At 48.7% G+C, this 1,076-nt stretch carries 2 pseudogenes; one reads left to right on the forward strand and one right to left on the reverse strand.

Features of this window, described 5'->3' with window-relative positions:
• Positions 1 to 300: pseudogene (locus BGK49_RS15375) on the forward strand (IS1-like element IS1X2 family transposase); the annotation flags it as partial.
• 16 nt (positions 301 to 316) lie between these two features.
• On the opposite strand, the pseudogene BGK49_RS15380 reads toward BGK49_RS15375, so the two are convergent.
• Positions 317 to 1,076: pseudogene (locus tag BGK49_RS15380) on the reverse strand (RHS repeat-associated core domain-containing protein); the annotation flags it as partial.

Here is a 1,076-nt window from a genome sequence, read left to right on the forward strand (position 1 = left end):
ACGGTTGTGGCGCACGTCTTCGGTGAACGCACTCTGGCCACACTGGAGCGTCTTCTGAGCCTGCTGTCGGCCTTTGAGGTCGTGGTATGGATGACGGATGGCTGGCCGCTGTATGAATCACGCCTGAAGGGAAAGCTGCACGTTATCAGCAAGCGTTACACTCAGCGCATTGAGCGACATAATCTGAATCTGAGACAACATCTGGCAAGGCTGGGACGGAAGTCACTGTCGTTCTCAAAATCGGTGGAGCTGCATGACAAGGTCATCGGGCATTATCTGAACATAAAACACTATCAGTAAGTTGGAGTCATTACCAAAAATTTAGACTATCATAAACATCATTTTCTTTTGTTACTTTATTCCCTTTATCGTCAGAGTAAAAACCGTGAGTGTGATAATCGCCTACTCTCTCTGAACCTTCAGGGCATTTTATATTTCGCAAGTCTACACTATCATTATCATTTGAACTTATCGGATTCATGGGGAAATATTCACCTTGCTTCTTACATATTAGTCCACCATATTCTTTATTCTCGTTAATTGATTCTCCATTACACATTGCCAATGCAAATATTCCAATATCATCTATATTTTTTGATTTAAATTCATATAATCCTAATGGATCCATGCTATTCACCGGGCTCAGCGGATACTGATAAAAATTCCATCCCCCCTTCAGCCCAATCGGATCCTGAGTGATATATCGCCCCTGCAGCGGGTCATAATAGCGGTGGCGGTTGTAATACAGGCCGGACTCCTCATCATACTGCTGCCCCGGCAGGCGAATGAGCTGCTGCAGATGATGCGGGTTCTCTTCATTCAGCAGGTTGCCCCACTCATCGTATTCTGCGCACCATTCTGTTGCCCCTTCCGTGCTGATAAGCACCAGCGGCAGGCCGCGATGGTCGCAGTGGTACAGGTGAATTTTTCGCGCCGGCGTGTACACCGGGTCCATCTGGTTTTTCATCTGCGCCACGGTCAGGCCGCACGATGCCAGCCAGCGGCGGCTTTCCTCACTCACCCGGTCAGCCAGGATTTCACTTTCCAGCCGGTCGAGCATCTGCACCAGCACCGGC

Origin of the sequence: Shigella sp. FC1544 (assembly GCF_001722145.1) — a bacterium.
In the GTDB taxonomy this organism is placed as follows: Bacteria; Pseudomonadota; Gammaproteobacteria; order Enterobacterales; family Enterobacteriaceae; genus Escherichia; species Escherichia coli.